Source organism: Leifsonia araucanica (assembly GCF_051161895.1).
Classification (GTDB): Bacteria; Actinomycetota; Actinomycetes; order Actinomycetales; family Microbacteriaceae; genus Leifsonia.
This window is the reverse complement of sequence record NZ_JBMBTW010000002.1, coordinates 3,275,236-3,295,658: the sequence shown is the minus strand read 5'-3', so window position 1 is coordinate 3,295,658 and position 20,423 is coordinate 3,275,236. Positions and strand designations below refer to the sequence as shown.

The following is a 20,423-nucleotide window of genomic DNA, read 5'->3' as shown; positions in this document are numbered from 1 at the left end:
GACCCTAGCCGGCCGGATTCCGCAGGGGCACGCGCACGTCGGCGCCGCCCTCCTCCGTGAGCCTGTCCCGCACCTTCACGAGCATCGGCGCCGGCGCGAATCCCCCGGCCAGCAGCGCCTCGCCCTGCCGGAAGCTGGGCGCGTGCGCGAGCAGCGACGGCGGCGCGAAGCCGAAGATCGTGCCGAGCTCCTCCAGGTCGAGCGGTGAGCTCATCCGCATCAGGGCGAGGTTGTCGCACTGGGAGACGATGTTCGGGTGCACCTTCGACGGCCGCTGCGTCGACAGCAGCAGCCACAGGCCGAATTTGCGTCCCTCCGCCGCGATCTGGATGATCCGTTCGCGCACCGCGCGCTGCAGCGGCCGGTCGTCGTCCGGCGAGCAGAGGTTGTGCGCCTCGTCGATGACGATGAGGAGCGGCCGCCGCGACTCCCGTTTGGCCCAGAGGTCGTCGAGCACGGCGAGCGCGACCACCAGGTGCTCGTCCGGGTACGCGAACCCGCCCAGGTCGAGCACGGTCGCATCCGGCCGGGTGTCGAGGATGTCGGTGACCGAATCCCGCCCCTCCGCCCAGACCTCCCAGTCGATCAGGCGCAGGTTCTCGATGCGGCGGCCGAGAGCCTCCGCCGCCGGGTCCCCCGAGGCGAGGAGCGCGGGGACGATGCCCTCCGGCCGCCTGGCCTCCTCGCGCACGTCGAGGTGGACGAGTGCGTTGTACTCCGCCCTGTCCTCGATCGGGTCGAGGCGCAGCACGGCCGCCTTCGACCGCATCGGGAAGTCGATGAACCGCGCGAGCAGCGGGTTCTCGCTGTCGCCGGGCCGCAGCACCCGGATGTCCTTCCCGGCGAGCGTGCGCTCCGCCTCCGTGTCGACGACGGTGCGCAGCTCGCGAAGCCGCACGAAGTCGCCGTTCGGGTCGAAGATCACCATCGGCAGCTCGGTGTCGACGAGCAGCTGTTCGAGCAGCACGCCGAGCGCGTACGTCTTGCCCGACCCGCTCTGCCCGCACCAGAAGGTGTGGCGGTTGAACCGGTGGGTGAGCAGCCTGGCCCGCACGTTGTCGACGCCGATCAGCGATCCGACGTCGAGGGTGGCCCTCGCCGCGCGGAAGACGAGCTCGACCGCCTCGTCGTCCGCCGCATCCACGGCCGCCCAGGCGAAGGGATGCGTCGCCCCGGTGTCGAGGCTGCCGTCCGCTCTGCGCTCCCCCAGCAGCTTGCCAGTGCCCGCGAGCGTGTCGTCGCCGTCGAAGTCGAGGTCGTCGACCTGCCCGAGCTGTTCGCGGGCCTCTGCCGCGCCGCCCGCGGCGCCTCCGTCGCGCAACGTCACGAACCCGCCGGGCACGAACGGCGTCTCGACGGGGGTCCTGAACCGGAACTGTCGTCCGTCGAGCGACGTTGCAACACCATCGGGCGCCGAGGTCACGTGGTCAGGGTATGACCGCGGGTGCACCCGCGGCAAGGGTCGAATCTCAGTAGGCAAGGGTCGAATCTCAGTACTAGACAGCCTCCGATGACCCGGAGGATAGTCGGGCGTGATGGCCCGCCGTCGGGTGGGACCGCGAGCGAAGGGGACCGGAGATGGACCAGAAGCCGCCGACACCGACCGTCGAAGCCGCACATCGCGACCTGCTCGACTCACTGCCGTTCGACGATACGGACGACTTCGCGGACGCCGACCGCGGTTTCGTCGCCGCCCTCGAACCCGGGGTGGTGAAAGCGCAGGACGGGCGGGTGGTGTGGGACAACGACAGCTACTCCTTCCTCGCCGGCGACGCGCCCACCAGCGTCAACCCGAGCCTGTGGCGGCAGTCGCAGCTCGTCGCCCGCCAGGGCCTCTACGAGGTGACGGACGGCATCTACCAGGTGCGCGGGCTCGACCTGTCGAACATCACGTTCGTGGAGGGCGACACCGGCGTGATCGTGATCGACCCGCTCATCTCCACCGAGACCGCCGCTGCCGCCCTCGGCCTGTACCGGGCGAATCGCGGAGACCGCCCCGTCGTCGCCGTCATCTTCTCGCACAGCCATGTCGACCACTTCGGCGGGGTGTTCGGGGTGGCGTCGGTGGAGGATGTGGAGGCCGGGCGCATCCAGGTGATCGCCCCGGAAGGGTTCGTGGAGCACGCCGTCGCGGAGAACGTCTACGCCGGAACGGCGATGAGCCGCAGGGCGGGGTACATGTACGGCGCTGTCCTCGCCCGCGGCCCGCTCGGACAGGTGGGGGCCGGGCTCGGGCAGACCACCTCCTCTGGTGAGGTCGGGATGATCGTGCCGACGCTGTTCATCACGGAGACCGGGGAGAAGCACACGGTCGACGGGGTCGAGATCGAGTTCCAGATGGCGCCCGGCACCGAGGCACCGTCGGAGATGCACTTCTACTTCCCGCAGCGCCGGGCGCTCTGCATGGCCGAGAACGCCACCCACAACCTGCACAACCTGCTGACGCTGCGCGGAGCTCTGGTGCGCGACCCGCACGTCTGGTCCGAATACCTCACGGAGGCCGTCGACACGTTCGGAGACCGCACCGACGTGGCGTTCGCCTCCCACCACTGGCCCACCTGGGGCACGGAGAACGTGATCCGGTTCCTTTCCACCCAGCGCGACCTCTACGCCTACCTGCACGATCAGACGCTCCGGATGATCAACCACGGATACACCGGGGCGGAGATCGCCGAGACGATCCAGTTGCCGCCTGCGCTCGAGAAGGCGTGGAACACGCACGGCTACTACGGCTCGGTCAGCCACAACGTGAAGGCGATCTACCAGCGATACATGGGCTGGTTCGACGGCAACCCCGCGAGGCTGTGGCCGCATCCCCCTGTCGAGCAGGCGAAACGCTACGTGGATGCGCTGGGCGGCGTCGACAGGGTGGTCACGCTCGCGCAGGAGGCGTTCGACTCCGGCGACTTCCGCTGGGCGGCGACCCTGCTCGACCACGCCGTGTTCACGGACGCCGAGCACGCCGCGGCGCGCGCCCTCTACGCCGACACGCTGGAACAGCTGGCGTACGGCGCGGAGAACGGCACCTGGCGCAACTTCTTCCTGTCCGGGGCGACGGAGCTGCGCGAGGGCGCCTTCGGCACGCCGACGGAGACGTCGGCGCCCGCGATCGTGGCCCAGCTCACCGCCGAGCAGCTGCTCGACTCGATCGCGCTCTCCGTCGACGGCCCGAAGGCCTGGGATCTGGACCTGGCGTTCGACATCACGTTCACCGACCTCGACGCCACCTACCGCGTGACGCTCAAGAACGGCGTGCTCGTCTACCGGAAGCGACCGGCGGACGGCACCGCCCCCACGACGCTCACCGTCACGAAGGCGCGGCTGATCGGGTTGCTCGGAGGGGACAGCGCCTCCCCCGGCGTCACCGTGAGCGGCGACGCCGGGACGCTGCCTGCCCTCCTCGCCGTCCTGTCGACAGGAGATCCGGACTTCGCCATCGTCACCCCGTGAGAGTCGGCGTGCGGGCGTCGGCGATCAGATGGTGCGCGGAGCCTTGGCGAGGTTGGCTTCGAGCTCCTCGCGGTTCTGGCGGACGACGTACGCGGGGCGGTCGCGCTCGACGCGCCAGCTCTCCGACAGCGGTCCGACGTTGACGGTGTCGTAGCCGAACTCGTCGTAGATCGAGGTGACGAGGGCGGCCGCGTCGTCGAAGTCGCTCGCGGTGGCGAGGGCGCGACGGTTCGGGGTGCCGGCGGGCGAGCCGCTGCCCTGGATGTCGCGAGCGCCGATGTGGTTGAACCCCTTGGCGACCCTGGACTCCGGCAGGTGCTCCTGCAGCAGCCCGGACACGGTGGCCGTGCCGTCGTCGAGGGCCGGGATGTGGCCGTCACGCTCGAAGTAGTAGTTGTTCGTGTCGATGACGATCTTGCCCGCAAGCGGCTCGACCGGGATGTCCGCGAGAGCCTTGAGCGGCACGGTCACCACCACGAAGTCCCCGGCGGCACCGGCCTCTGCGGCGGTCGCAGCCGTGGCTGACGGGCCGAGGTCGGCGACGAGCTCTGCGAGCGTCTCCGGCCCGCGCGAGTTCGCGATGGTGACGGTGTACCCGTGCTCGATGAACGTGCGTGCAAGTGCGGTGCCGATGTGCCCGGCCCCGATGATTCCTACGTTGGTCATGCCGCGTACAACGTCACCGGGGCCGGGGAATTCCTACTTGTAGAAGATGGCGACGCCACCGTGATGCGAGCACGCTCCCTGGTGATGCGCGGCGTAGGAGTACGTGCCGTCATTGCACAGGGCGGTGGCTCCGGCGGGAGGCGCAGGAGGCGCAGGCGGCACGGGAGGCGCCGGCGGCGCGGGAGGCGGGGGCGGCGGCGCGCAGACGGTTCCTGCGCCGACCGCGTTGCTCAGTGCGTTCGGTCCGCCGAGCAGCACCCGGCCGACCGCTCCGTATGTCGCGATCGTCGCGGCCGTGCTCGGCGGAAGGCATCCGGACGGCACCACGAACAGCGGGGAGCCGTCGCGCCCGGCCAGCGCTGCACCGGCGAGCGCGTCGGCGAAGTTCGTTCCCGTCGCGAAGTACACCCGGGATGCGGACGGGAACCGCGCCTGGTTGATCGCGTTCGAGGTCTCGTAGCGGTCGCCGCCGGACAGCCTGGTCACCGACCCCACCGAGCCGAGCGACGACGCGATCCCTCCGCTCACCGCGCTCGTGCCGCCCGCGAGGACGATGGAGGTCACGTGCATCCCGCGCAGCAGCGAGACGGTCGCTCCGTCGGCCGCCCCGGCAGCGCCGTCGACGAGCACCACCGGCGATCCGGATGCGCCTGCCGCTGCTGCAGCGGAGAGCGCGTCGGGGAAGTTGCGGCCGGTCGCGATGAAGGCGGTCGCCGCGCTCGGGAACGCCGCGGCGCTGACCGCCCGCGAGGTGGCGAACCGGTCGTCTCCCGCGATCCTGTCCACCTGCGGCGCGTAGCTGTGCGCCTGCCGCTCGACCGCCGAAGAGACCACGGAGGTCCCGCCGACGATCACGATGCGCGCCGGCTTCAGTCGGGCGAGTTCGGAGGCCACCGAGGCGGGGAGGCCGCCCGGCGTGGTCAGCAGCAGCGGACCGCCCTGCGCGGCAGCGGCCGGAGCAGCGGAGAGGGCGTCCGCGTAGTTCGTGCCCGTGGCGAGGTATGCGACCCCTGCGCCGGTCGGGAACCCGCTCTGCGAGATCGCGACGGAGGTGCCGAACCGGTCGGAGCCCGCGATGCGCTGCACGCCCGCACCGCTGGACGTGGTCGCCGTGGCGGGCAGGGTGAGCGGCTGCGCACCGCATCCACCTGTCGTGAAGATCGAGGCCAGCTTCGCCTGCTCGGCGGGGTCGATCGCCAGACCCCACTTGTACTTCACCAGCACCCAGTCCTGCGCGTACTGGCAGGCGACGCCAGCCACGGGTGGCATCCACGCCGCCGGGTCCTTGTCGCTCTTCGACTGGTTGACGTTGTCCGTGACCGCCTGCAGCGCGTACGGGATGCTCAGATCGTTGGCGTAGTCCTGCCGCTGCGCGGTCGTCCACGCCCAGGCGCCGGAGATCCACGCTTCTTTCAGCGGGACCAGGTGGTCGATGTCGACATCGGAGGCGAGCGTCCAGGTCTGGGCGTCGTACCAGGAGTTCCAGCTGCCAGTGGCGACCGTGCATCCGGTGGCCGTCGTGAACGTGACGGCGACCGTGGTCTGCGCCTGCAGCACTTCGGAGCGCGTGTCGCAGCCGTCGTGGTCGGCGTCGACCCAGGTGGGGAACAGGCTCCGGTTGTACGTGGTGGTCTGCACGGGCGCGGCGACCGGCAGGCCGGCGAGCACGGCACTGCCGGTGGCGGACGCGGCGGTCGCCGGCAGAGCGACGACGACGGAACCGCAGACGGAGGCGACGACGGCCAGCACGGCCGCCGCGAGGATCGAGCGTCTCACAGCTTTCCTTCGGGTGGAGGCGAGTCGCGATGACTCGGTTCGGGTACGCCACACGCTATCGACGGCCACCGACCATCGCATCACCCCAGTCGTGGGGATCGACGGGCGCTAGGCTCCGTGCTGTGATCCCCAGCTCCTCCCTCACCGACGCCGCATGATGGACGGCGAGGTGCTGGCGATCCTGCTGCTGATCGCGCACGGCGTGCTGGTGATCCTCGCCGCCGTGGTGGTGTCCGCGAACCGGCGGCCGTCCGCCGCCATCGCCTGGCTGCTCGCGGTCGTGTTCCTGCCCGTGCTCGCGCTGGTCGCGTTCCTGCTGGTCGGGCGCACCACGCTTCCTCCCCGGCGCAGGGCGGACCAGGCGTTCGTCACCGCTCGGATGCGCGAGCGCGTCCCCAGTCTGGCTGCGGTCGGTCACCGCGACGAGTGGCCGGACTGGCTTCCCGGCATCGTCGCCATGACGGAGCGGCTCGGCGCCCTGCCGATGGTCGGAGGCAACACCGTCGACCTCATCGAGGACTACATCGGATCGTTCGACGCCATGATCGCCGAAATCGACAGGGCGCAGCGGTTCGTGCACGTCGAGTTCTACATCCTCGTGCTCGACGACACCACCCGGCCGTTCTTCGACGCGCTCGCCCGCGCTGCCGAGCGCGGCGTCGACGTGCGCGTGCTCTCCGACCACCTCGCCGGGTTCATGAACCCCGGCAGGAAGGCGACCATGCGGTTCCTGGCCGCGCACCGCATCCACTGGCACGGGATGCTCCCCCTCCGCCCTCTGCGCGGCCAGTGGCAGCGCCCCGATCTGCGCAACCACCGCAAGCTGGTCGTGGTGGACGGGCTGGTCGGCTTCACCGGGTCGCAGAACCTCGTCGACGCCTCGTACAACAAGCGGAAGAACCTCTCCCGCGGGCTGCACTGGCTGGAGCTGATGGTCAGGATCGAAGGTCCGGCCGTGCGGGAGCTAGACGCGGTGTTCGTCACCGACTGGTTCAGTGAGAGCAGGGAGCTGCTGCCGATCGACGAGACGCCGGTGACGCTCGGCGCAGCGGCGGACGGCCGGCGTTTCGACGTGCAGGTGCTGCCGAGCGGGCCCAGCTTCGACGCGGAGAACAACCTGAAACTGTTCGCGGCCCTGCTGCACAAGGCGGAGCGGCGCATCAGCATCACCAGCCCGTACTTCGTGCCGGAGGAGTCGATCATGCTCGCGCTCGCCACGGCGGCGGCCCGGGGCGTGGAGGTGGAGCTGTTCGCGTCCGAGGTGGGCGACCAGGCCCTCGTCTACCACGCACAGCGTTCCTACTACGAGGCGCTGCTGCGCTCCGGCGTGCGCGTCTACCTGTACCGGTCGCCGACGGTGCTGCACTCCAAGCACTTCTCGATCGACGACGACGTGGCCATCATCGGGTCGAGCAACATGGACATCCGGTCGTTCAGCCTCAACATGGAGGTGTCCGTGCTGGTGCACGGCCGGGAGGCGGTCGACAGGCTGCGCGCCGTCGAGGACCACTACCGGGCGCAGAGCAGCGAGCTGTCCCTGACGGAGTGGCGCGCCCGCCCGGTGCTCGGCCGCATCGCGGACAACGCAGCCCGGCTCACCTCGGCTCTGCAGTAGGCGAAGAGAGGCGTACCCTTGCGAGTGCCGCGCGCACGCGCGCAGGAGGAAAGTGGGAGGACCGGCATGGCGACACTCGAGGAGACACGAGACACGTTGCATCGCCTCATCTCTTCGGAGACCGGGCTGGATGCGATGCTCGCGGCCCGTCCGAACTGGTACGGCCGGCTCCTCACCGGCCTCACTCTCGCCATCGGCGACGACCCGATCGTCTACCTCGGCGCCGCCCTCGAACAGTCGGAGCTGGGCTTCACGTTCCGGGTCGGAGCGTTCACGCCGGAGACGATCGCCATCGGCGAGGCCCGCGGTGGCGCTGTCGGCGAGGCGTCGGTGTCGACCAAGCTGCAGCGGAGGGGCGACCTCGTGCGTCTCGACATCAGCGGCGGCATCCCGGCGTTCGAACCCGCCTCGTACACCGAGTGGCCGGGCAAGTTCCGGATGAAGGCGACCTACGGCTCCGGCCTGGAGGTGACCATCCCGTCCAGTGTTGTCGACACCGCGCAGAAGCGGGCGTCGCTCGACCACATCCTGGACGGGCTGCGCAACGACCTGAAGCACTGACCCGCCCCGCCGTTCGGCGACAATGGACTGTGCACAATCTCGGACTCCTCTTCGACGTCGACGGCCCCATCGCCAGCCCGATCACCCGGACCATCAACATCCGGAGCATCGTCACCGACCTGGTCGCGATGACGGCGGCAGGCGTGCCGATCGCGTTCATCACCGGCCGCTCGGGCGACTTCATCCGCAACCAGGTGGTCACCCCGCTGTGCGACGCCGGCCTGCGCGACGCACTCGACGAGCACGGCGCCCGGATGTTCGGCGTGTTCGAGAAGGGCGGAGCCTGGGCGCCGATCACCGGGGATGGGATGGGCGAGGTGACCGTCGACGAGACGGTGGCGTTCGCACCGGAGGCGGTCGACGGCATCCGGAACCTGGTGCGCGAGCGCTACGCGGACACGATGTTCTTCGACGAGACCAAGCGCGCGATGATCTCCGTCGAGCAGCGCACCGACGTGGACGCTGACGCGTACGCCGCGGCGCAGGCGCGTTTCCAGGACGACGCCTTCTCGCTGCTGACGGCGCAGGGTGTGGGACTGCGCTACGGCGACCGCACGGCACCGGATGCGAACGGCGAGCTGCCGTTCCGCATCGACCAGACGATCATCTCCACCGACATCGAATCGGTGCTGCTCGACAAGGACCGCGGCGCCCAGCGCGCCCTCGACTACTTCGCCAAACTCGGCCCGCTCCCCCGCCGCTGGCGCTCCATCGGCGACTCCCGCAGCGACTACAAGATGGCCGACTACGTCCACAGCGCCGGCTTCGACGTCGCCCACGTGGATGTGCGGCCGAGCGACGGCATCCTGGAGAAGCCGTACGAGGTGATCACGATCGGCGACGCGATCCACGACGACGCCGGGGCGGAGTTCCTGGCGCACTGGCGTCAGGAGCTGGGGCTGCCTACGTCGTAGCGGCAGGCGCTACTCCCCTTGCCGCCGGCGGAACGCGACCATGTTCATCCGGTTGCCACAGCGCACGCTGCAGAACCGCTTGGAGCCGTTGCGGGACAGGTCGAGGAGCAGGCCGGTGCAGTCGTCGGCGGCGCAGACGCGGAGGCGCCCGGTCTCGCCGGAGCGGATGACGTCGACCAGGGCGAGGGCGACCTCCACCCGGATGCGTTCGGCGAGGGGCGCATCCTGGGCTGTCGCGTGCAGGTGCCAGTCGAAGCCGTCGTGACGCATCAGGTACGGGCGGGCGTTGGCGTCGGCGAGCATGGCGTTGACCTCGACGGCCGCGTCGTCGCGGGAGAGGGACCAGGTGCGGCGCAGTCGCTCGCGGGTCTCGTGCACCTCGCCCAGTTCGGTGGCGTCGCGGTCGATGCGTCCGGAGTACTGCTGGCCGATCACGAAGTCGGCCACCTGGTCGGCGGTCGCGAGCTCGTCCTCTCCGCTTCTGGATGCGCTGGGCACGGTGTTGCAGAGGGCGACGGCGAAGACCAGAGCGTCCTCGGTGTCAGGGGCAAAATGCAAGTTGACTCCTTATCCGTGACAAGACTAGCGTCAGGACCATCATCCACCTTGACCCTGACCAGGATTCGCCATGAAGCGCAGCCAGACCTCCCTCGGACTTCTCATCGCCGTCATCTCCGCGGCCACCTTCGGTCTGTCCGGCGCCTTCGTGAAACCGCTGCTCGAGTCCGGCTGGAGCCCCGCCGCCGCCGTCACCGTGCGGGCCTTCACCGGCGGCATCGTGCTCGCCCCCGTCGCGATCCTGCTGCTGCGCGGCCGCTGGTCGGCGCTGTGGCGCGGACGCTGGCGCGTGCTCGGGATGGGGCTGGTCGGCGTGGCGGCGACGCAACTGCTCTACTTCGCCGCCATCCAGCGCATCCCGGTCAGCACGGCCATCCTGATCGAGTACATCGCACCGCTGCTGCTGGTCGCGATCGCCTGGGCGCGCACCCGGCGCCCACCGAAGGCGGTGGTGATCATCGGTTCTGTGGTCGCGGTCAGCGGCCTCGTCATGGTGGTCTCCCCGGACGGCTCCGGCGGCATCGACCCGCTTGGGCTCACCCTGGCCATCGCGGCAATGGTCGGCTGCGCGGCGTTCTACCTGATCGCGGCGCGGCCAAGCGACGGGCTGCCCCCGGTGGCGCTGGCGTCGTCCGGGCTGCTGGTCGGCGGCGTGGCCCTTGCGCTGGTGGGAGCGACGGGACTCGTGCCGTTCCAGGTCAGCTTCGCGCCGGTGAACCTGTTCGGCGGCCAGACGCCGTGGTGGGTGCCGATCCTGGTGATCGGGGTGTTCGCGACCGCCATCGCATACGCGGCGAGCATCACCGCCACGGAGATGCTCGGTTCGCGGCTGGCGTCGTTCACGGGACTGCTCGAAGTGGTGGCGGCGACCTTCTACGCGTGGCTGCTGCTCGGCGAGAACCTGGGGCTGCTGCAGTTCGTCGGCGGGGCGCTGATCCTGGTGGGGATCGGGTTCGTGCGGTCGGAGAAAGGGGAGGTTGAGGTTGTGGCTGAGCCTGCGGACGAGCGGGACAGCGCGCCAGACACGCATCCCGGCTCGCTCACGCAGAGCGAGCGGAACTGACCGACGGCCCGGTCCGGGGCATGGGCTACGCTCCGAAACGTGGATCTTACGCTCACGCCGCTCGACGTCGCCGCGGACCGCGACGAGCTGGCTTCCTTCCTGTCGGCGAACCGTTTCCCGTTCCACGCCGTCGAACGGCTCACCCGCGCGCAGGCCGAGGCGCGGATCGACAGGGGTGACTACGCTGCGCCAGACAACGAAGCCTTCTGGATCACGACCAGGCCCGACGATCGCGTCGGTCTCATCGTGTTCCAGGAGGTGGCAGACGGCGGGCCGATGATCGACCTGCGCCTCTCGGAGGCCCACCGTGGCCGCGGAATCGGAACGGCTGCGCTCCGGGAGGGCACGAACGCCATCTTCGAGAGGCACCCGGAGATTTTGCGGATCGAAGGCAACACGCGCATCGACAACGTCGCGATGCGCAAGACGTTCGAGGCCGCCGGATACGTCAAAGAGGCCCACTACCGAGACGGCTGGACCACCGCGAACGAGCCGCCGCTTGATGCGGTGGCATACGCGATCCTGCGCCGGGACTGGGTCAGCGGCGTGACCACGCCGGTGGTCTGGGGCTCTGACGCGCCTAGTGGCGCTGCCTCTCTTCAGCGGTTGACGAGTTCGGCAGACTCGAACCATTTGGATCGCACGTACATCACCAGTTCGTATCAGTGTTGCCCTTTCTCCTCCACGCGGAAGGAAACCTCGGTCCATCGTCCGAACGAACGGAACTTGTCGGCCGTGACCTCCAGGCAGCCCCGTTCGTCAACGTGACGCATCAGGTCGGGATCGGGTTACTGACGGTGACCGGTCGCGACGCTTTGGCGGGCAACTCATACGGACCCTTCTGCGAGGAGAACACCCTCGGTGCGAGGTGAACTGGAATGCGCGCAACGGGCATCAACTCGCGAGAGGTTGCGAGCTGCACCAGGGTGGTGAAGACGTAGGGGCCCCCTATGAGCTCAACCGATTCCGAAACAATGACGAAGGCTAAGCCTCCCGTCGTCCGCACCTCCCATCCGCCCCGCTCGAATGGAAACATCAGTCGCCGTTCAGGGAGGGCTATCACGAATTCACGCACCCAGGGAGCGGCGCCGTCCCCGCCTCGGCGAGCGCCAACGTGATCCCCGTCAACGCCGTCACCTCCTCCTGCGAATGGTGCTGATTGGTGAGCGGTTCAGATCCGGCCCCGTGCGAGGTGAAGACTCCCCGACCGAAATGCAGGCGGAGCAATAGATGAGGCCAAGAACAGAGATCCACATCGCAACCGCGTATCCACTCCATCCGGTGACCTGACCGCCGACGTTCCGTCGGTACCAGACATCGAGCGCGAAGAAGACGATCCCGAGCGCGAGAATGGCGATCCCGCCCGCGAGAGGCCATCCCTTCACCGAGCTGCTGTACGCGCGGACCATTCTGCCGATTGACGTCGCGCCGCGTCCGCCGATCAGGGATCGCCTACCCCAGATCCTCAGGATGATGACCCCCTGCACCATCCAGAGCGCGAAGGCTGTCAGCGCGCACACAAGCGCGAGAAGTGGCGATCGGAGGCCGGGAACGATAAGAGCGGCGAGCCCGAGAACGAGGGCAACGCCGAGGATGACGCGCTCGAATGTACGCAGGAGTGCCGCGAGACGATTGCGCGCACGATCGCTCATTGCATCCTCCACTCAGGCAGGACGAAAGTGTATGCCCCGGTGAGGCCGAACGTGGCTCCGAAGCTCAGGAGCACTTTCACCGCCCTAAACCGTGATCCCGAGCGCCGACGACACCGCCGCAATGTAAGCGTGAGCCCCCATCGCAGCTGGGTCGCTTCTCCCGTGGAGGCTCGGCTTCCACTCGCTGACGATCTTCTCGGCGGAGCACACATCCGACTCCTCGACGGCGAGGGCGAGCAGGCGCTCGAAGGCGAATACGTCATAGGGGACCATTCGTGCGTCCAGCAGTTCTCGCACGCTCGCGCGATTGCAGTGCGCTACGAAGAACGGCACCGCGTTCGCCTCAACGGCGTCGATGAAGTAGTCGATCTGCTCTGCGCTCGCCGGGATAGAGAAATAGTGCGGCACGTACGTAGCTTCCGGACTCAGATAGCCGAGCGACCGGCTCACGGTGGGCGGCACGTAGGCATGACGCTTCCGGCCGCCCAGTTCGGCGACACGGTCTTCGATGCGATCGTCCCTGATACCGATCACCGGATTCAGGGCGACGGTCGGGCTTCCCGCGGGACGGGACACATTCAGACCCACCCAGCCGATGACCGGATCGGCAGAGTGCCAAGTCAGGATCCCCGCAACGCGACGCCGAAATCCGGGAATCTGGGCGAGTCTGTCGACGAGCACCCTCGATACGCCTGCCGGGGCTGTGACCATTCGACCTCGCCTGTTTTCGCCGTGGATGTGCAGCGGACGCTGCTGATCATATTTGTCGCCCGCGTCAAGAGGTCGTGTTGCTCCTTCGTGTCGCCCTAGGGACAGATACTCCCCGCACCCCAGCACCCCGCCGCACCACCAACCACACCACATCCCGCCCGAACGACTCCACCAGCAGCCCCAGCGCCACCACAACCCCCGCCACACCCACGGCCCCCAGCTCCACCCCCGGCGCGGTCCCGGCCACAGCCAACGCCAGCGCGATGCCGGCCACCGCCGTCGCCACTTTGCGCCAGTAGCGGTACGGCAGTTGGGCGCGGAACCACGGCAGCGCCCAGCCGACCATCACGAACAGGTAGCGCAGCGCGCCGATCGCGAGCACCCAGAGGCCCAGGTCGGCGGCGACGTATGCGCTCAGGACGAGCAGGAGGAACGCGTCCACCTCCATGTCGTAGCGCGCGCCGAGGTCGCTGGCCGATCCTGTGCGGCGGGCGACCCAGCCGTCGACGGCGTCGAGGGCGAGGGCAGGGACGATCAGGGCCACAAGCATCCAGACCGGGATGGGGGCGGTGAAGGATGCGACGACCAGGCCGGTGATCGCGCCGACCAGAGAGGAGCGGAGCGAGGTGACCACGTTGGCCTGGCCGAAGCGGGTGGCGCCTCGACGCCGCAGACCGGTGGCGAGGAGGGCGTGCGCGACGGCCAGGTAGACGGCGGCGGCAGCCCATCCGGCCGGGGGCGGGGGTGATGCCGCGTAGACGGCCGCCACCAGTAGCGCGCCGCCGATCGCCCATCCTGCTGCTGCGAGTTGAACCCTTTTCACGTGCGCCTCGTGTCTCCCGTGTATGGCACCTGTCCGTTAACACGCGACGCGCGCACCGATGGTTCACCGAGGAGGGACGTGGTGGAGGCAACCGCATTCTGGATCGACGGTCCCGGCACCGGATCGTTGCGCTCGGGCCCGCTGACGACGCCCGGCGACGGCGAGGTGCTCGTGCGCACGCTCCACACCGGCGTCAGCAGGGGCACGGAGATGACCGTGCTCGGCGGGCGCGTGCCGCAGAGCGAGCACGACAGGATGCGCGCCCCGTTCCAGGAGGGCGACTTCCCGTGGCCGGTGAAGTACGGCTACCTCAACGTCGGCGTCGTCGAGGACGGACCGTCGGCGCTGCGCGGGCGCACCGTCTTCACGCTGTTCCCGCACCAGTCGGCGTTCGTCGTCCCCGTGGATGCTGTCGTGCCCGTCCCGGATGCCGTGCCGGCCAGGCGGGCGGTGCTGGCGGGCGCGGTCGAGACGGCCGTCACCGTGCTGTGGGATGCTGCCCCGCTGCTGGGCGACCGGCTCACAGTGGTCGGTGCTGGGATGATCGGGTGCAGCGTCGCCCGACTCGCGGCCGGGATCCCGGGCGTGGAAGTGGTGCTGGTGGACGCCGACCCGGCGAAGCGCGACATCGCCGCACAGCTCGGGGTCGGGTTCGCCCTGCCGAAGGATGCTCCGCGCGACAGGGACATCGTCGTCAACGCGAGCGGCGCGGAGGCCGGCCTGCGGCTCGCGCTCGAGACCGTCGTCACCGAGGGCGAGGTGATCGAGGCCAGCTGGTACGGGGACCGGCCCGTCAGTCTGCCACTCGGGACCGACTTCCACGCCAGGCGCCTCACCATCCGGGCCAGCCAGGTGGGCTCCGTACCCCCGCGGCGGCGGGGCAGCCGCACCACCCGCGATCGCCTCGCGCTCGCCGTCGACCTGCTGCGCGACCCGGCGTTCGACGCGCTGCTGACCGGCGAATCGTCGTGGCGCGACCTGCCGCGGGTGATGGCAGCGCTCGCCGACGGCCGCACGGCCGACCTCTGCCACACGATCGATTGGACGGATGCCTGATGCCATACACCGTGACGGTGCGCGACCACCTGATGATCGCCCACAGCTTCAGCGGCGACCTCTTCGGCCCCGCCCAGCGACTGCACGGCGCCACCTTCATCGTCGATGCCACCTTCGGCGCAGACGACGTGGAGGCGGACGGTGTCGTGATCGACATCGGCCGGGCCGGCGCTACCCTCGCGGAGATCACCGGAGCGCTGACCTACCGCAACCTGGACGACGATCCCGCGTTCGCGGGGATCAACACGACCACCGAAGTGCTCTGCCGGGTGGTGGCCGACCGGCTCGCTGCACGGGTGGCGGAGGGCGAGCTCGGCGGAAACAGCGTCACCACGATCTCCGTCACCATGCACGAGTCGCACATCGCGTGGGCGAGCTACTCGAGGTCGCTGTGAACGGGCGGCCGGTGTTCTTCCTCGTGCCAGAGGCAGTGAACGACCCAGCACGGGTGAGCGGCGGAAATGTCTACGACCTGCACCTCCGCGACGGGCTGCTGGCCGACGGCTGCGACCTCCGGATGCTCACGGTCGCCGACGGCGGAGGGCACGCAGGGAGCATCCTGAGCGGGCTGCCCCACGGTGCGCTCGTCCTCATCGACGGCCTGCTCGTCGCGCAGCACCCGGATGCGGTGGCCGACCAGTCCGGACGCCTCCACGTCGTCGTGCTGGCGCACATGGTCGCGCCCGAGCAGGACGACCGCGAACGCGACGCCCTACGCTCTGCGGAGCTGATCGTCGCCACCAGCGCCTGGACGCGCTCCGAGCTGATCGCGCGCGATGCCGCAGACCCGCGCAGCATCGTGGTCGCGCATCCGGGGGTGGATGCGGCGCCGCCGTCCGAACCGTCCGCGTCCGGTGGTCGCCTGCTCTGCGTGGCCGCCGTCGCGCCGCACAAAGGACAGGACCTGCTGGTGTCGGCGCTCTCCGGGCTGGCGGACATCGACGAATGGTCGTGCACGTTCGTCGGCTCGCTGGCGACGACACCGGAGTTCGCTGCGGCGCTCACCGCGCGCGCAGCAGCGTCCGGGATCGCAGAGCGGGTCACGTTCACCGGGGTGCTCGCCGGCAGCGCGCTCGACGAGGCGTACGGGCAGGCCGACCTCGTCGTCGTGCCGTCGCGCGTCGAGAGCTACGGGATGGTCGCCGCCGAAGCCATCGCGCGCGGCATCCCGGTGCTCGCCACGGGCGTCGGCGGCATCGCGGAGGCGGTCGGCGACGGGAGGGCGGCGATGATCGTGCCGCCCGACGACCCGTGGGCGCTGCGCGTCGCGCTGCGGCAGTGGTGGAAGGACCCGGCCCGGCGGCGCCAGCTGCGCGCGGCGGCGATGGATGCGCGGGGCGCCTCCACGACGTGGGCGTCGACCGCGCAGGTGGTCGCCGCTGCGCTCGCCCGGGTGCCGGATGCGGCGAGAGCGGAAACGGCGGCGCGATCGTGAGCGACATCCTCGAGGTCAGCAGCGACTGGCTGGCGCTCCGCGAGGCCGAGGACGCCGCGGCGCGCTCCGGCGACCTCGCGGCGCGCATCCCTCCGCTGCTGCCGCACGGCCACCTCACCGTGCACGATCTCGGCAGCGGGACGGGCTCGATGATGCGCTGGCTCGCTCCCCTGCTGCCCGGGCCGCAGACCTGGGTGCTGCACGACTGGAATGAAGCGCTCACCGCCCGGGCCTTCGACGGGCCGCGTCCGCTCGATACCGACGGCGCGCCCGTCGCGCTCCGCACCTCCGTCGGCGAACTCGACCGGCTCACCGCCGCCGACCTGGGCGGAGCATCCCTGGTCACGGCGTCCGCGCTGCTCGACGTGCTCACCGCGGCCGAGGCGCACGCCATCGTAGACGCGTGCGTGCTGGCGGGCGCCCCCGCCTTCCTCTCGCTGAGCGTGACGGGCGAGGTCGAGCTGCAGCCGTGGGATGCGCGCGACAAGGCCGTCGGCGACGCGTTCAACGCGCACCAGCGGCGGGAGGTCGGAGGTCGGCGGCTGCTCGGGCGGTATGCCGGACCGATCGTGCGCGGGCTGTTCGAGCAGGCGGGGTGGCGGGTGCGCCAAGCCCGCACCAGCTGGCATCTCGACGACCACGAACCGCGCCTGCTGCGCGAGTGGTTCGACGGCTGGCTGGGCGCCGCCGAGGAACAGGAGCCCGAACTGGTCGAAACGCTCGGCGGCTACCGGGAGCTGCGCGGCCGCCAGCTCGACCGCGGGGAGCTCTCCGCCGTGGTCTACCACCTCGACGTGCTGGCCTGGCCGCGCTGATGCGTGCGATCGTGCGGTCCAGCCGGTTCGGCGTCGCCGCCCGGGTGATCGTCGGCGGGGGCATCCTCGTGGCGGTCGCGCTGCACGTCGGCACCGGCCCGTTCCTGCACGGGCTGCAGAGCATCGACCCGCCGGTGATCGGCGCGTCGATCCTGCTCACCGCCACCGCGACGGCAGCCGCCGCCTGGCGGTGGAACGTGATCGCCGGACGACTGGGCGTCGGGATGCCCTGGCCCCGCGCGGTCGGGATGTACTACCGGTCACAGTTCATCAACAGCGTGCTGCCCGGCGGCGTGGTGGGCGACGTGCACCGCGCCGTCGACCACGGCCGCAGCGCACAGAGCCTCGCGATGGCCGCGCGAGCCGTCGCAGTGGAGCGCACGGTCGGACAGCTGGTGCAGCTCGTGCTCACCGTGATCGTCCTGGCGGTCGCCGGCGCCGGGTTCGGCGGCGTACTCCTGCCCGTCGCCGGTGCGGGCGTCGTGCTCGTCGTCGCGGTGGTGGCCGTCGCCGCCCTGGCGAGCGTGCGGGTGCGCACCGTGCTCCGGCGCGAGGCGGCTGCGGTGCGGCTGGGCCTCGGGTCCGCGACGGTCGCTGTGCGCGTGGTGGGCGCATCCATCGTCGTCGTCGCCTGCCACCTGGCCACGTTCGCCATCGCCACGGCGGCGGTCGGCGCGAGCGTGCCTCCGCTCCGGATGCTCACCATCGCCGTGGTCGTGCTGCTCGCCGCATCCCTCCCGATCAACGTCGGTGGATGGGGTCCCCGCGAGGGAGCGGCCGGGTGGGCGTTCGCCGTGGCGGGCTTCGGCACCGCGGCCGGCATCTCCGCCGCCACCCTGTTCGGCGTGCTCGCCATCGTGTCCCTCCTGCCGGGAGTGATCGCGGCGGCACTCGCATCCACCGTCCACAGAAGGAGCCATCATGGCCGACTCCCCGTACGTGACCATCAGCTGCGCCGTCTCACTCGACGGCTACCTGGACACGGCACGCCCGCCGAGGCTGGCGCTCTCGAACCCGGCGGACTTCGACAGGGTCGATGAGGTCAGGGCGGCGAGCGACGCGATCATGGTCGGCGCGCGCACGATCCGGCTCGACAACCCGCGCCTTCTCGTGCACAGCGAGGAACGGCAGGGCCGCCGCGCGGAGACGGGACGCGGGCGCTCGCCCTGGAAGGTGACCGTGACCGCCTCGGGCGACCTCGACCCCCGGTCGGCGTTCTTCGCCGAAGACGACACCGAGAAGCTCGTCTACTGTCCCCGCGGCGCGGAGCGGCGCATCCGGAGGCGGCTGGGCGGCACGGCGACGGTGGTGCAGCTCGGGGACGACGTGCGGATGGCCGACCTGCTCTCCGACCTCGGCGACCGCGGCGTGCGGCGACTCATGGTGGAGGGCGGAGGGACGACGCTGACCCAGTTCCTCGCCGACGACATCGTGGACGAACTGCAGCTGGCGGTCGCGCCGGTGTTCGTCGGGGACAGGAGGGCTCCACGGTTCGTGGGCGACGCGCTGTTCCCGTGGACGGGCGAGCGGAGGGCGACGCTGGCCGAGGCGCGCACGATCGGGGATGTGGTGCTGCTGCGGTATGCGCTGTCCGGGCGGTTCGCGGAGGGTGTGGGCGCGGCGGGGACGGGAATGGCGGCCAGCGTGGCGGCGAGGCGGCTCTGATGGCGTCCCGCCCCCGCCCTTCTGGCCCCCGCGGCCCTCGCCGCCCACGACTCCGTGCCGCCACCGCGACCGTCCTCTCCGCGGTCACCCTGTTCGTCGCCTCCCTCGCGCCCGGCATCGTCGCATCCTGGTCGACGCTCGCCCTCCTGCGCGTCCCGCTCGACGCGGTCGTCGCGCTCGTGCTGCTCGTATTCCTGCCGTGGGCCGCCGCGCGCCGCGTCGTCGCGATCCTGTTCGCGGTGCTCATCGTGCTCGCCACCCTGGGCGCAGCGCTCGACCGCGCGTTCACCGAGACCGTCGGGCGCACCTTCGACGTGCTGACCGGCTGGCCGGAGCTCGCCGACGGCTACGGCGTGGTCAGCGACTCCACCGGCCCGGTGCTCGCCGTGCTCATCCTGGTGCTGCTCGCCGTGGCCGTGGTCGGCGCGACCGCCGCGGTCGCCGCCTCCCTGCTGCACCTGGCCGCCGTCCTCGGCCACCGCAGGGCACCCACCATGATCGGCGCATCGGCGGTCACCGCTGGCTGGCTCGCCCTCGCCATCGTCGGGGTGCAGCTCGTGCCCGGCGAGCCGGTGGCCGCCGCGGACGCCGTCACCGTCACCGCGGCGAAGGCCGACCAGGCCGTCGCGGCCGCCCGCGATCAGGCCGCATTCGACCGAGAAGGAGCCGATGACCCGTACGCGCAGCTGCCCCCGACCGACCTCCTCACCGGGCTGAAGGGCAAAGACGTCATCGTCGCGTTCGTCGAGAGCTACGGCCAGACCGCCGTGCAGGGCTCGTCGTTCTCCCCCGGCGTGGATGCTGTGCTCCGCGACGGGGACGCGCAGCTCGCCGCCCACGGATACTCCGAGCGCAGCGCCTTCCTCACCTCTCCGACCTTCGGTGGCGTCAGCTGGCTCGCGCACTCGACCCTGCAGACCGGCCTCTGGATCGACTCGCAGCAGAAGTACGACCAGGTCACCTCCGGCCAGCGGCTCACCCTCAGCGACGCCTTCCGGCGTGCGGGCTGGCGGACCATCAGCGACGTGCCGTCCGACACCAAACCGTGGCCGGTCGGGCGCTCGTTCTACCACTTCGACAGCCAGCTCAACGCGAAGAATGTCGGCTACCGCGGCCCGAAATTCAGCTATGCCAGAGTGCCGGACCAGTACACGCTCTCCTCCTTCCAACAGCACGAGCTCGCGAAGCCGCACGCACCGCTGATGGCCGAGATCGACTTCGTCTCGTCGCACACCCCGTGGACGCCGCTGCCGCATCCCGTGCCCTGGTCGGCGGTCGGAGACGGCTCGATCTTCGACGGGCAGCCGGAGCAGGGACTTCCGCCGAGCGTCGTCTGGCAGGACCCCGCTCACGTCCAGCAGCTCTACGGGCAGTCGATCCAGTACACGATGGGCTCCCTGTTCTCGTTCCTCACCACGTTCGACGACCCGAACCTGGTGCTCGTCGTGCTCGGCGACCACCAGCCTGCGCGCGTGGTCAGCGGCGCGGACGCGACCCACGATGTGCCGATCAGCATCATCGCCAAAGACCCGGCGGTGATGCAGCGCATCTCCTCCTGGGGCTGGCAACCCGGGATGCTGCCATCACCCACGGCGCCGGTGTGGCGGATGGATGCGTTCCGCGACCGTTTCCTCTCGGCATACGGAAACTGACACCGACCGGC

The 20,423-nt window shown here is 70.4% G+C and carries 19 protein-coding genes and 1 pseudogene; 13 read left to right on the top strand and 7 right to left on the bottom strand.

Annotated features, from left to right (window positions below; genetic code table 11):
- Positions 1 to 4 precede the first annotated feature (4 nt).
- Positions 5 to 1,423, bottom strand: coding sequence for an ATP-binding protein (locus ACN6M5_RS15935; RefSeq protein ID WP_434951321.1), 1,419 nt, complete (start codon positions 1,421 to 1,423; stop codon positions 5 to 7).
- Between the two features lie 155 nt (positions 1,424 to 1,578).
- Here ACN6M5_RS15935 and ACN6M5_RS15930 point away from each other — a divergent pair, with 155 nt between their 5' ends.
- Positions 1,579 to 3,450, top strand: a complete 1,872-nt coding sequence (locus tag ACN6M5_RS15930) for an alkyl/aryl-sulfatase (RefSeq protein WP_434951319.1) — start codon at positions 1,579 to 1,581, stop codon at positions 3,448 to 3,450.
- Positions 3,451 to 3,474: 24 nt separating this feature from the next.
- Here ACN6M5_RS15930 and ACN6M5_RS15925 read toward each other — a convergent pair.
- Positions 3,475 to 4,119, bottom strand: a pseudogene (locus tag ACN6M5_RS15925) (NADPH-dependent F420 reductase); the annotation flags it as partial.
- A 30-nt stretch (positions 4,120 to 4,149) separates the two neighbouring features.
- Positions 4,150 to 5,892 carry a cell wall-binding repeat-containing protein gene (locus ACN6M5_RS15920; protein WP_434951316.1) on the bottom strand — a complete coding sequence of 581 codons (1,743 nt, stop codon included), beginning with the start codon at positions 5,890 to 5,892 and terminating at the stop codon, positions 4,150 to 4,152.
- A 154-nt stretch (positions 5,893 to 6,046) separates the two neighbouring features.
- On the opposite strand from ACN6M5_RS15920, the gene cls reads away from it, so the two are divergent.
- The 3 genes from cls to ACN6M5_RS15905 all read left to right on the top strand — a co-directional run bounded on the left by cls (position 6,047) and on the right by ACN6M5_RS15905 (position 8,982).
- The gene (gene cls / locus ACN6M5_RS15915) at positions 6,047 to 7,507 is read left to right on the top strand and encodes a cardiolipin synthase (RefSeq protein WP_434951314.1); all 1,461 of its coding nucleotides are present in this window, start codon (positions 6,047 to 6,049) and stop codon (positions 7,505 to 7,507) included.
- A gap of 66 nt (positions 7,508 to 7,573) precedes the next feature.
- Positions 7,574 to 8,068, top strand: a complete 495-nt coding sequence (locus ACN6M5_RS15910) for a hypothetical protein (RefSeq protein WP_434951312.1) — start codon at positions 7,574 to 7,576, stop codon at positions 8,066 to 8,068.
- Positions 8,069 to 8,097: 29 nt separating this feature from the next.
- Entirely contained in the window at positions 8,098 to 8,982 is an 885-nt protein-coding gene (locus ACN6M5_RS15905; protein WP_434951310.1) for a hypothetical protein, read from the top strand.
- Positions 8,983 to 8,991: 9 nt separating this feature from the next.
- Here the strand turns inward: ACN6M5_RS15905 and ACN6M5_RS15900 are convergent, their stop codons facing one another.
- Entirely contained in the window at positions 8,992 to 9,540 is a 549-nt protein-coding gene (locus tag ACN6M5_RS15900; RefSeq protein WP_434951308.1) for a CGNR zinc finger domain-containing protein, read from the bottom strand.
- A 70-nt stretch (positions 9,541 to 9,610) separates the two neighbouring features.
- Here ACN6M5_RS15900 and ACN6M5_RS15895 point away from each other — a divergent pair, with 70 nt between their 5' ends.
- Positions 9,611 to 10,603, top strand: a complete 993-nt coding sequence (locus ACN6M5_RS15895; RefSeq protein WP_434951306.1) for a DMT family transporter — start codon at positions 9,611 to 9,613, stop codon at positions 10,601 to 10,603.
- Positions 10,604 to 10,642: 39 nt separating this feature from the next.
- Positions 10,643 to 11,371 carry a GNAT family N-acetyltransferase gene (locus ACN6M5_RS15890; RefSeq protein ID WP_434951304.1) on the top strand — a complete coding sequence of 243 codons (729 nt, stop codon included), beginning with the start codon at positions 10,643 to 10,645 and terminating at the stop codon, positions 11,369 to 11,371.
- A gap of 365 nt (positions 11,372 to 11,736) precedes the next feature.
- Here the strand turns inward: ACN6M5_RS15890 and ACN6M5_RS15885 are convergent, their stop codons facing one another.
- The 3 genes from ACN6M5_RS15885 to ACN6M5_RS15875 form a co-directional block, all read right to left on the bottom strand.
- The gene (locus tag ACN6M5_RS15885) at positions 11,737 to 12,255 is read right to left on the bottom strand and encodes a hypothetical protein (RefSeq protein ID WP_434951302.1); all 519 of its coding nucleotides are present in this window, start codon (positions 12,253 to 12,255) and stop codon (positions 11,737 to 11,739) included.
- An 84-nt stretch (positions 12,256 to 12,339) separates the two neighbouring features.
- The gene (locus ACN6M5_RS15880; protein ID WP_434951300.1) at positions 12,340 to 12,936 is read right to left on the bottom strand and encodes a hypothetical protein; all 597 of its coding nucleotides are present in this window, start codon (positions 12,934 to 12,936) and stop codon (positions 12,340 to 12,342) included.
- Positions 12,937 to 13,030: 94 nt separating this feature from the next.
- Positions 13,031 to 13,789 carry a CDP-alcohol phosphatidyltransferase family protein gene (locus ACN6M5_RS15875; protein ID WP_434951298.1) on the bottom strand — a complete coding sequence of 253 codons (759 nt, stop codon included), beginning with the start codon at positions 13,787 to 13,789 and terminating at the stop codon, positions 13,031 to 13,033.
- 78 nt (positions 13,790 to 13,867) lie between these two features.
- On the opposite strand from ACN6M5_RS15875, the gene ACN6M5_RS15870 reads away from it, so the two are divergent.
- The 7 genes from ACN6M5_RS15870 to ACN6M5_RS15840 are packed head-to-tail and all read left to right on the top strand — an operon-like array spanning position 13,868 to position 20,412.
- Positions 13,868 to 14,845: a zinc-dependent alcohol dehydrogenase gene (locus tag ACN6M5_RS15870; protein ID WP_434951296.1), complete on the top strand. Its 978-nt coding sequence runs from the start codon at positions 13,868 to 13,870 to the stop codon at positions 14,843 to 14,845.
- Positions 14,845 to 15,240 carry a 6-pyruvoyl trahydropterin synthase family protein gene (locus ACN6M5_RS15865; RefSeq protein ID WP_434951294.1) on the top strand — a complete coding sequence of 132 codons (396 nt, stop codon included), beginning with the start codon at positions 14,845 to 14,847 and terminating at the stop codon, positions 15,238 to 15,240. The genes ACN6M5_RS15870 and ACN6M5_RS15865 overlap by 1 nt, the downstream gene beginning before the upstream one ends.
- Entirely contained in the window at positions 15,213 to 16,280 is a 1,068-nt protein-coding gene (locus ACN6M5_RS15860; protein ID WP_434951291.1) for a glycosyltransferase family 4 protein, read from the top strand. The genes ACN6M5_RS15865 and ACN6M5_RS15860 overlap by 28 nt, the downstream gene beginning before the upstream one ends.
- Entirely contained in the window at positions 16,277 to 17,095 is an 819-nt protein-coding gene (locus ACN6M5_RS15855) for a small ribosomal subunit Rsm22 family protein (RefSeq protein WP_434951289.1), read from the top strand. Before ACN6M5_RS15860 ends, ACN6M5_RS15855 begins: the two co-directional genes overlap by 4 nt.
- Complete coding sequence (locus tag ACN6M5_RS15850; protein WP_434951287.1) at positions 17,095 to 18,135, top strand: lysylphosphatidylglycerol synthase transmembrane domain-containing protein; 1,041 nt, start codon at positions 17,095 to 17,097, stop codon at positions 18,133 to 18,135. Before ACN6M5_RS15855 ends, ACN6M5_RS15850 begins: the two co-directional genes overlap by 1 nt.
- On the top strand, positions 18,017 to 18,760 hold the full coding sequence (locus ACN6M5_RS15845) for a RibD family protein (protein ID WP_434951285.1): 744 nt from the start codon (positions 18,017 to 18,019) through the stop codon (positions 18,758 to 18,760). Before ACN6M5_RS15850 ends, ACN6M5_RS15845 begins: the two co-directional genes overlap by 119 nt.
- On the top strand, positions 18,760 to 20,412 hold the full coding sequence (locus ACN6M5_RS15840) for an alkaline phosphatase family protein (protein ID WP_434951283.1): 1,653 nt from the start codon (positions 18,760 to 18,762) through the stop codon (positions 20,410 to 20,412). Before ACN6M5_RS15845 ends, ACN6M5_RS15840 begins: the two co-directional genes overlap by 1 nt.
- The last annotated feature ends 11 nt before the right edge of the window (positions 20,413 to 20,423 follow it).

Excerpts from the sequence above, each read along its gene's own strand:
- ACN6M5_RS15930 (WP_434951319.1), top strand. The coding sequence starts at position 1,579 with ATGGACCAGAAGCCGCCGACACCGACCGTCGAAGCCGCACATCGCGAC.
- cls (WP_434951314.1), top strand. The coding sequence starts at position 6,047 with ATGATGGACGGCGAGGTGCTGGCGATCCTGCTGCTGATCGCGCACGGC.
- ACN6M5_RS15910 (WP_434951312.1), top strand. The coding sequence starts at position 7,574 with ATGGCGACACTCGAGGAGACACGAGACACGTTGCATCGCCTCATCTCT.
- ACN6M5_RS15895 (WP_434951306.1), top strand. The coding sequence starts at position 9,611 with ATGAAGCGCAGCCAGACCTCCCTCGGACTTCTCATCGCCGTCATCTCC.
- ACN6M5_RS15885 (WP_434951302.1), bottom strand. The coding sequence starts at position 12,255 with ATGAGCGATCGTGCGCGCAATCGTCTCGCGGCACTCCTGCGTACATTC.
- ACN6M5_RS15865 (WP_434951294.1), top strand. The coding sequence starts at position 14,845 with ATGCCATACACCGTGACGGTGCGCGACCACCTGATGATCGCCCACAGC.
- ACN6M5_RS15850 (WP_434951287.1), top strand. The coding sequence starts at position 17,095 with ATGCGTGCGATCGTGCGGTCCAGCCGGTTCGGCGTCGCCGCCCGGGTG.
- ACN6M5_RS15845 (WP_434951285.1), top strand. The coding sequence starts at position 18,017 with ATGGCCGACTCCCCGTACGTGACCATCAGCTGCGCCGTCTCACTCGAC.
- ACN6M5_RS15840 (WP_434951283.1), top strand. The coding sequence starts at position 18,760 with ATGGCGTCCCGCCCCCGCCCTTCTGGCCCCCGCGGCCCTCGCCGCCCA.